The organism is Kistimonas asteriae, from assembly GCF_018263925.1.
GTDB lineage: Bacteria > Pseudomonadota > Gammaproteobacteria > Pseudomonadales > Endozoicomonadaceae > Kistimonas > Kistimonas asteriae.
Genome location: NZ_JAEVHF010000015.1, coordinates 95,237 through 105,030 on the forward strand (window position 1 = coordinate 95,237; position 9,794 = coordinate 105,030).

General features: G+C 52.8%; 9 protein-coding genes. All 9 read left to right on the top strand.

The features are described from left to right. Window positions 1–67 precede the first annotated feature (67 nt). Window positions 68–604, top strand: coding sequence for a type VI secretion system contractile sheath small subunit (gene tssB / locus KHS78_RS16570; protein ID WP_211829600.1), 537 nt, complete (start codon window positions 68–70; stop codon window positions 602–604). After that, window positions 601–2,082 (top strand): type VI secretion system contractile sheath large subunit, encoded by a 1,482-nt coding sequence (tssC, locus tag KHS78_RS16575; protein WP_211829601.1) that lies wholly within the window; start codon window positions 601–603, stop codon window positions 2,080–2,082. The genes tssB and tssC overlap by 4 nt, the downstream gene beginning before the upstream one ends. A gap of 23 nt (window positions 2,083–2,105) precedes the next feature. Continuing rightward, entirely contained in the window at window positions 2,106–3,482 is a 1,377-nt protein-coding gene (locus tag KHS78_RS16580; protein ID WP_211829602.1) for a type VI secretion system contractile sheath domain-containing protein, read from the top strand. Between the two features lie 45 nt (window positions 3,483–3,527). Next, window positions 3,528–3,935, top strand: coding sequence for a GPW/gp25 family protein (locus KHS78_RS16585; protein ID WP_211829603.1), 408 nt, complete (start codon window positions 3,528–3,530; stop codon window positions 3,933–3,935). A gap of 34 nt (window positions 3,936–3,969) precedes the next feature. Next, window positions 3,970–5,784: a type VI secretion system baseplate subunit TssF gene (tssF, locus tag KHS78_RS16590; RefSeq protein ID WP_211829604.1), complete on the top strand. Its 1,815-nt coding sequence runs from the start codon at window positions 3,970–3,972 to the stop codon at window positions 5,782–5,784. Next, window positions 5,766–6,743: a type VI secretion system baseplate subunit TssG gene (locus KHS78_RS16595; RefSeq protein ID WP_211829605.1), complete on the top strand. Its 978-nt coding sequence runs from the start codon at window positions 5,766–5,768 to the stop codon at window positions 6,741–6,743. The genes tssF and KHS78_RS16595 overlap by 19 nt, the downstream gene beginning before the upstream one ends. A gap of 124 nt (window positions 6,744–6,867) precedes the next feature. Then, window positions 6,868–7,908, top strand: coding sequence for a type VI secretion system-associated FHA domain protein (locus KHS78_RS16600; protein ID WP_211829606.1), 1,041 nt, complete (start codon window positions 6,868–6,870; stop codon window positions 7,906–7,908). After that, window positions 7,908–8,390, top strand: a complete 483-nt coding sequence (gene tssJ / locus KHS78_RS16605) for a type VI secretion system lipoprotein TssJ (RefSeq protein ID WP_211829609.1) — start codon at window positions 7,908–7,910, stop codon at window positions 8,388–8,390. The genes KHS78_RS16600 and tssJ overlap by 1 nt, the downstream gene beginning before the upstream one ends. A gap of 53 nt (window positions 8,391–8,443) precedes the next feature. After that, window positions 8,444–9,766, top strand: coding sequence for a type VI secretion system baseplate subunit TssK (gene tssK, locus KHS78_RS16610; protein WP_211829610.1), 1,323 nt, complete (start codon window positions 8,444–8,446; stop codon window positions 9,764–9,766). The last annotated feature ends 28 nt before the right edge of the window (window positions 9,767–9,794 follow it).

A 9,794-nucleotide genomic window follows, 5' to 3' on the forward strand; every position in this document is an offset into this window, starting at 1 on the left:
GTGATCAGTGATAGTGGTTGGTCAATCGTGTTTGCTCTGAGCGAGCGCCGAAGCGAGGTGAGTTGTCATGGCATTGCACTCCCAGCACAAGCGGGTTCGTAAAAACCGCGTCAGTATTACCTATGATGTTGAGACGAACGGCGCGGTTGAAACCCGTGAACTGCCGTTTGTCGTGGGGGTGATCGGTGATTTTTCCGGCCACAAACCGGCGAGTGAAAAAACGGATCTCGAAGAACGGGAATTTATCCAGATTGACAAGGATAATTTCGACGGTGTCATGAGACAGGTTGGGCCGAGGCTCTCATTCAAGGTCGATAATCGCCTCAATCCCGGTGACGATTCCCAGTTTGAGGTAAACCTTCGCTTTAATGCGATGAAAGACTTCCATCCTGAAAGCCTGGTCGAACAGATTGAACCCCTGAAAAAACTGGTCGAGGCGCGTAATCAGCTCAAAGTGCTGCTGAGTAAGGCTGACCGCTCCCGTGACCTGGAACGGTTGTTGAAAGAGGTGTTGCAGAATACGGAGTCTATTCAGTCTCTCGCCGCTGAGCTGGGTGTGGATGTTTCAGGCGATGATGCTGGTAGCGGAGATGAAACCTCATGAGTACTGAAGCAGACGTCCAGGAACAGGGCGCGGAAACCACGACAGAATCCGTCAGTATTCTGGATCGCGCCATTGGTGCGACCAGTCAGACGTCACCCAACACGACCAAAGAGCTGATGGCGGAACTGACCCGTCAGGCGCTGGAAGGCACTGTGACGTGGGACAAGAACCTGACCCTCACCATGGAAAAAGCCATTACCGCCATTGATGCGAAAATTTCGGAGCAACTGTCGACGGTATTGCATGAAGCCGCTTTCCAGAAACTGGAAGGGAGCTGGCGGGGATTGCAGAAACTGATCAGGAACAGTGAGCTGGGGCCAGACCTGAAAATTCGAATCAGCGACTACACACGGGATGAACTGCTGGAACAATTTGAGGATGCGCCAGCCATTGACCGGAGTCGTTTCTTCAACATGGTTTACCAGGAAGAATTCGGTACGGCAGGGGGGGAACCCTTTGGTGCCCTGTTGGGCGATTATGCCTTTTCATACGGTGATGAAGATGTCGCCCTGCTCCGTTACATGGGGGAAGTTGCTGCAGCAGCGCATGCGCCGTTTATTGCCGCTATCAGTCCCTCCATGTTCGATTTTGCCGGTTTCGAGACGTTCTACGAAGGCAAACCCGTTGCGGCAGGTTTTGATGCGCCGGCTTATGGCGCCTGGAATGCCTTTCGTGACAGTGACGACTCCCGTTATGTTGCCTTGACTCTGCCGAGAACCATGGCTCGCTTGCCCTACGGTGCTGAGACGATACCGGTGAAGGCGTTCGCGTTTGAGGAATTTGTCACAGATGCTGACGGCCATCGCCATCCGGACAGTGGAAAAAGCTTTGTCTGGAGTAATGCCTGCTATGAATACGGCCTGTTATTGACCCAGGCATTTACTCGGTTTGGCTGGTGTACGGCTGTTCGTGGGATGGAAAACGGCGGCAAGGTGGAGAACCTGCCCTTGTACAGCTATACGACCCCTGCGGGAGAACGGGTGGTCTGGAGTCCGACTGAAATCAATTTTACGGATGAGCGGGAGAAAGAGTTGAGTGATCTCGGCTTTCTACCACTGGTGCATTACAAGAATACGAATTTTGCCGTTTTCATGGGCGGGCAAACGGCTCAACGACCGAAAACCTACACCGACCCTGACGCAACATCCAACGCCGCTATCTCAGCACGTTTACCCTATATCATGGCCAGCAGTCGCATTGCCCACTATCTCAAAATGATCGGGCGTGATCGCATTGGTTCCCATATGGAGCCAGAGGATGTCGAGAAACAGCTGAACGAATGGATTGGACAGTACGTTAACCCCAATGCCATCGGTAATGAGGCCAAGGCAAAGCATCCCCTGCGTGAAGCCTCCATCAACGTGCAGGAGCAAACGGGGCGGCCCGGTTGCTATTCCGCCGTCGCCTATATGCGGCCCTGGCTGCAGATGGAAGAGCTGACAACGTCACTGCGCATGGTGGCGCGGATTCCCGGTTAATACATGCCTAATTAGTTGCGCCCATGCCGTCTGCTGACCCTGCCACTGGAAATGCGTTTGTCTGTGAGGCCTGTCAGGACGATCTCGGTTCCGAGGATCATGCAAGAGCCATCATTGCTTGCCTGATTGCTGAACTGGATGCTGTGCTCAGTGAACAGCTGACGCTCGTTGTTCGTCATGGACAGTTTCAGGCGCTGGAGGCCTCCTGGCGAAGCCTGGAGGGTACGGTGTTGGCCCAGGGCAGCAAAGGCGGCCAGCGCCTGAAACTACTGGATTGCACCTGGGCAGAATTATCAGCGGATCTCAATCTTGCCTCTGACATACGGCGGAGCGGACTGTTTCGCAAAGTGTATTCCCGTGAACTGGATACGGCAGGTGGAGAACCTTTTGGACTGCTGCTGGTGGATCACCGGGTATCAGCGGGGGCTTCATCCGCGACAGGGTTTGATGATCTTTATACGCTCCAGTTGCTGGCTGACCTGGGTGCCAGGTCGCTGTGCCCGGTCGTCAGTGGGGTAGACCGGCAGTTCTTTGGGGATGATCCGTTGCGCATACTGCATGATCGATCCCGGGTTAGCAGAATACTGGACAGTGAGGATATGGCGTCCTGGCAATTACTGCGTACGATTGAGTCAGCTCGTTTCCTGGGCTTGGTATTGCCTGGTATACGACTCCGTACTCGCTGGCAGGACTGTTTTCCCGGGTTTGTGTTCAGTGAACCGGCGGATAATGAGGGTGAGTTATGGGGAAGTGCGTCTTGGGCCTTTGTTGCGAATGTGATGGGGGAATTTAATCGAATCAGCTGGTTTGGTTTTCTCCGGAGCTGTGATGAAGCCGGTGTGTCAGGGGCGATTGTCAACCATCCCGGCGAGACCGGGAGTAACAGGCAAGGGATCCCAAACTACCTTTTTTCGCCGGTTGCCGACATAGACTTGCCTGCCGAGCAGGATACGTTTTGGGCTGAGTTGGGTTTTATTCCTCTGTGCAGTATTTATCTGAGTGGGCAGCTTGGTTTTTTCAGTAACCAATCCGTCTACCGGGCAGACTGTCATCACAATGAACAGGTCAAGACCATGATTCAGACGACACTGATGGCCTGCCGGTTTGCGCACTACGTCAAGGTCCTGGCGCGCGACCTCGTGGGTAGCTGGGACAGTGCCGATGAATGCCGCCAGTTATTGCAGAACTGGATACAGGATTATGTCAGCGAGGTTGATTATGGTGAGGATGTCGTCATGGCTCGATACCCGCTGAAGGCGGCCAACGTGGTGTTGACGGCAGATCCTGATGATCAAACACGTTATCGCTGTGAAATCAGTCTGCTACCACAGTATCAATATGATTACCTTGACAGCTATATCCAGCTTGCGACCGATGTGGTGTCGGGCAAGTCACAGTGATGGGAATACGATGTAGATATTGACGGCGTTAGCCAGGAGCGTGGTATGGGGTTGGCAGCACGCTTTGAGCACGAGCGGCAAGAGAGTGATGAGGCTCTGCAGGCGGAAATTATTCACCACCTGATAACACTGTTATCGAGTCGATGCCCTGTCTGGGGGCGTGTACTAGAGAATGAAATTCTCAGGACGTCCATTGCCGGTTTGGGGCTGGTGGATCCTCCACGACGTGTCTCGGACTGGCAGGGGCGTCAACTGGCCGAGGATGCCAGTGATCTTCTCCAGCGCTTTGAATATCGCCTGAGTCATATCCGTGTCGGGGTCATTGAGGCCAACCGAACCAGTAATCGGGTTCAACTCCACATTGAAGCTAGCCTTGGTACGTCGTCCATGAAACGCCCGATGGGGCATGACGGTGAATTATTTGATACCCGCCTTGAAGTGAAAGGGTTTTGACGATCAGGATTTGCCCCGCCGGGAGGACGCTAAGGTGCCTGAGTCACTGTTAAGCTATTTTGAGCGTGAGCTGGTGTTCCTCCGGCATACGGCGTCTGATTTTGCCCGGTTACACCCCAAGGCGGCACGGAATCTGGATATCAGTGTTGGGAGTATTGAGGATCCGGATCTTATTCGTCTGACTGAAAGTGTGGCGTTATTAAATGCGAGGTTACAGCAGCGTCTGGATGACCGTTATCCGGAACTGGTCCATCAATTACTGCAACTGCTGTTTCCGCATTTTCTCCGACCGGTTCCGGCGTGGATTATGATGGTCTGTGAACCGGAGGAGGATCTTGGTGCACCACAGAAAATTCCCTGTCATTCCACGTTTGAAGCGTTAACCCGAAATAATGAGCGTTGTCTCTTTCAGACCTGCCGTGAGCAGACGGTTTACCCCTTTCAAATAAAACGTGCAGAAGCTCAGCTGGCGCCATTTGACTGTCAGCGTCCCATGGGGGCGGAAGAGGCCCGCGCTGCCATTATCCTCACTATTGAGGCGAACGACCCGGACATTAACCTGAATGAGTTGGGACTGGATTCTCTTGATGTGCACTTGTGCGGTGAAGGTAAGTTTGTTTTGCAGTTGTATGATGCGCTGATCCACGGCCTGCAGCAGATAACGGTGACGTTAGGCGATGTCGTTAATCGGTTGTCGCCGGCCAGTCTTTACGGAACAGGCTTTGAAGATGAGTGCAATCTGTTGCCTTGCAATGCCAAAACCTTTGCCGGTTTTCGTCTCTTGAGTGAACTTTTCCTGTATCAGGAAAAGTTCAATACCGTCACGCTGGATTGTTCGAATATTACTGGCACCGGATCGGTGATGGAGATTGTCCTGTTTCTGGATGATTTACCGGCCAATATTGTTCGCCTTTTGTCAGAAGACAATTTCAGGTTGTTTTGTATCCCTGCCGTCAACCTGTTTCCAGTGACGTCTGAACCGATAAACATTGACCATAAGCGCCGTCGCTATCCTGTGATGATGACCAGTGCCTCTGCTGACAGTGAATCTGGAACGTTCGATGGGAACGCGGCGGGCAAAGACGGTCTGGAGGTGTTTTCGATCGAGCGAATGCTGGATGTGACCGGTGGGGAAAGCCGGTATGTTCCGCCATTGTTTGGGGAAAATTACCGCCCAACACAGTCTTCCATGCGCTGGTGCCTCCATCAAACGCAACAGGATGACGGCACCTTGTTCTCTACCGTGTCTGTGGCGGATATGGGGAGTGAACCCATTCGGCAGGAGTCTGTCTGGATGGCGGAGACGTTGTGCAGTAATGGCCGACGGGTGAACCATCTTCCCCCGGCTGTTTCCCTGACCAGCCTTGATACCCTGTCTCTGTCGGGTACCGTCCGATTATTACAGCGGCCGCATGTCCCCGTAAGAAACTTTGATCGAAAAGAAGCACCTTGGCAGTTACTGGCGCATCTGCACTTTAACTTCAACGCCCTGTTTGAGGCGGAGGATCCGCCTGCCACGTTGCGTTCATTACTGTCGCTGTATAATTTTGGCGCCAGCCGAAAAAATCAGTTCTACATTGATGCGATCATCGGACTGAACGCCCGTCAGGTAGTGGAACCCTTCCGGCTCAATCGACGAAGTTGTCTGGTAACGGGGACGCGCATCCAGGTCACGCTAAACATCCGCCCCGTCGATGGAGGGATTTGTCTGCTGACGGGATTCCTGGATCGCTTTTTTGCGAGCTTTGCCGGTTTCAACAGTTTTACCCAGGTGGTCATTCAACTGGATGGGATGGAGGAGCATTACCAGGTTTTTCCGAAGAGGGCAGGATGCAAGGTCATGATCTGATCCATTCACTGGTCAATACGCCTGGCCACTTTTCACCGTGTCAAATTGCCAGGTTGCTGTTGAAGAACCGTCTGGCTACCGAATCCGAAATACACTACAAAACCGATCTTTTGGCAGGCTATAAAGCTATGGAGGTTGTCAGCCTGCAACGCACCAACCGGACCCATTGGCAGGTGACACTGCATCAGGCAGCGCTGGGAGGCGCGCTGGGGGTGATGCCCCGTTATCTCTGGGATGACCTGTTGCGTCTCTGGCTGGAGCAGGGGCAGGGCGCGGGGATTGCGTTTCTGGAGATTTTCAATCAACGCAGTCACCAACTGAGCTACCGGGTGGGGTACAAGTATGACTTTGCGCAGTTGGCTGAGAACGCAGAATGTCAATACCATCAGTCCCTTGGTTCTCTTTATCAGTATCTTTCCGCTATAGCCGGGACTTCAGGCATGCGCTGCCTGAAGTCAACACACCTGTTTCAGTATGGTGCATTGTTGGGAATGCACGTTACTAATCCGGATGCCTTGGCGGGTATTCTGGAAGACTATTTTGGTTGGCAATTTCGTGTCATTCCCTCTGATCAGGGCTATGAACCCCTCTCCGGTCATAGCCTGACATCGCTGGGATTAGGGGGAAAGAATCAGCAATTGGGGAGGGATGCCCTGATCGGTCATAGTGCCACTGTGCCTTTTGCTCATCTGGACATACGGATGGTAGCGGATAAACCCTGTGCGTTGCGTCATATACGGGATCAGGGTTTGTTTGACGCCATTCTTGAACTGGCAAAACGGTTTGTTGGTCAACAGGTCAAGGTGCACCTTCGACTTGAGATTGATAACGATTATCTGCCACCGCTACAGCTGACAGACGGGTTTCAACTCGGGCTCAATACCTATATGCCGGTGCAGGGCGAGGTCGACCGAAAGGTGATCCTGCCATTGAAGCGGCAGATGAAGCGAGAAATCTAAAGCAACCCTATCCAGGTCAACTATTCTCTCTGTGGTTGAATGCAGAGACTATAATTGCCGCTGTGAGCGGTTTGCTTCATGAGAGTCTCAGCGTTTCTCTGAACATCCGGTAATGGCGTGATGTATGGGATTGGTTATCAGAATTATCGCATCACCGGAAGGTGAATCCGTGATGGACTGGAGTGTGACGTTTCCCGAAGGTGGAGGCAGTATCGGGAGAGTACCGGGTGTTACCCTGCAGCTATCAGACAGTCGACGCATTGTTTCGGGTACTCATGCGATTATCAGCAGAGATCAGCAGGGTTATCGCATTACCGATGTGAGCACGAATGGTCTTTATGTCAATGGCAGTACACGACCATTGGGGCGTGACTGTCACCAGCCTTTGAGCGATGGCGATATTATTGATGTGGGTGAATACCGCCTTCAGGTCAGTTGTTTCAGCCCCGGGCAATCGACGCTTCAGGATTCTCAACGCATTGGGGCAATGGCGGCTGGCGATGCCGTTGATGATCCTCTGGGTAAGACGATGGACAATCGGCAGGTACTAACGCCAGAGTCTCGTACCACAGAAGTGCCTGAAAGGGCTGATAGGCAGCCAGACAGGTATACGACCCTTCAGAACGATGATCTCGGTTCTTCGCTGGAGCCTGACCCTTTCACCGAATTTGATACTCATCAGCCGCCGTCAACAGGGATGAACCTGAACGAGGAATGTGACGCTATTGCAGAAACTGAAGCATCTTTCTGCGAGGCAGACAGCAAGCGTTCTCTGACTGAATTCAATGAGCCTGCCCCGTTGTTGTTTGATGGTGGGATGCTGGGTTCAACCTCTCATAGAGGCGCCGAGCATCAGGATTTAGCCTTTGTCCTTGGCCAGATGCAATGGTTTGAACAACGTAACCGGGCGAGGGACATCGATCTTTATGATTGCCTGGAAACGGCCTTTAATCAGGTGATTGAAGAACTTGATCCAGCCCTGTTGGCGGCAACGTTTGATGAATATGCACCACATAGTCGCTGGTGGCCGGGCAGAAAGGCGTTCTATTGGCGGATGTATTGTCGGCATTTTCACAAGTCGGTCAGTAGCCGAGAACTTTTGTTGAAGTTTCGAGGCTGTTTTGATGAGCTGTATCAGCGCCAGAGCTGGCAGGGTAAAGGGTAATGCATCGTTACCCCGTTGCAGTAAGGATGGCTCTGGGGCTGATGTTCCTGTTAGGCGGTTGCAGCTTTTTCAGCGGCTGGTTTGGGCATCATCAACCGACAGTAACCATTGACGTACATGTCTCACAGCAGATCAATCCAAACGCACAGGAACAGGCGACACCTGTTGAATGGCGTATCTACCAGCTATCGCGCCGGGATTTTTTTGATCAGGCCGACTTTCTTTTGCTCTTTGATGATGATCTCTCTGTTTTGAAGGGCAGTCTGCTGAACCGTCGGCTACCGGGCAGTGTTCTGCCTGGCAGTCAGGAGACCGTCACACTGCCCCTGGCTCAGGGGGCGCAGTATCTGGCAGTGATGGTGGCCTTTGCCAACTATCCGGATGCGACGAACAAAGGTGTTGTTGTTCTCCGGCCTGATCATGATAACCGGGTTCGCCTTGATATTGAGAATATCTCGGCCAGACTCACGACAGTGAAATGAACGCTTCAGGGCAGGGTTCTGTGCATGGGTTGGACAGGGTATAGGGCATAGCTATGGACAGGAAAAAAGTGGTCTGGAGTGAAGGGATGTTTCTCTGTCCGCAACATTTCCAGCAGCAGGAGCGGTATCTTGAAGACTATGCCCGCCGCTATCTCGAACAGTTACAGCCAGGGCGTTATGGTTTGACGGATCTGGCACTGGATGAACATTTGCTGGCGATCGGAAAGGTGGGTGTCAGGCAAGCCAGTGGCCTGTTTCCGGATGGTACACCGTTTAACCTGAGAACGGCCGTGGCGACGGAGGTGCCGGAGGATACCCGTGACAAAATGGTCTATCTGGTACTGCCCGTCTATAAGACGGGCAGTGTCGAAGTCGGGGATAACACGTCGGACAACCGACGCTATCATCTGATCAGTTATCAGGCATTTGATGCCTGTCGTGAAGACAGTGACAGCATTCAGCTTGATGTGGCGGAACTGAATATTCGGCTCAAGCTGGAAGGTGAGGATATCCAGGATTTGACCGTGATTCCCGTCGCCCGCGTCCATGAACGTAAACCGGATGGGGTCGTTGAATTAAACAAGGCATTCATACCGGTGTGTCTGCACTTTGGTGTCTCGGATTACCTGGTGGATCATGTCAGTGACCTGTATACGCAGATGCTGTCCCGTGCCCGGGATATCTCACACCGAATCCGTGCAGACAAAAGTAACAAGAGCCCGCAGGCGTTAATGGAGGACCATTTATGGCTGCAAACGCTGGGTCGGTGGTTACCGTTACTGCAGTCATGGCTGAATGACCGGCGGGTACATCCGGAAGAACTCTATCGTTGGTTGTTAGTGATACAGGGGGATTTTAGTGCGCTGGAGGGCCGATTGCAGGATGAGCCGGACAACTTCCAGGTGAACAGGTTGTACGTCTTGTTTTCAGGCTTGTTCGCTACATTACGCACCCAGTTACAACAGGTGCGTGTTGATGCTGTCGTGCAATTGCCCTGGGATGATTCATTGTTGATCCGGCGGCGTTTACTGCGCACCAGTATCCAGGATCGTTCCCTGTACTCTGCCAGCCGATTTATTCTGTCTGTGACAGCTTCTATGGGGACTCAGGAAATCAGCCGCCAGTTCCCTCTGTTGTGCAAACTCGGTGGCAACAGCCGTATTGCAGAGCTGGTGCGTAATGCATTGTCGGGTATTCCGCTTCAGGTATTGCCGGTACCGCCGGTTGAGCTGAAGGTCAAGACGGATGCCGCCTATTTTGAGCTGGATACCCGTTCTCCCCTGTGGCTGGAAATGTTGCAGAAGGAAGAGTCGCTTGCCTTGCATATGGATGAGCAATTGGGGGATGTGGCGGTAGAGCTGTTCGCTCTTCGCTGATTGGGTAGTGTCATCAGGGGTGTTTCGG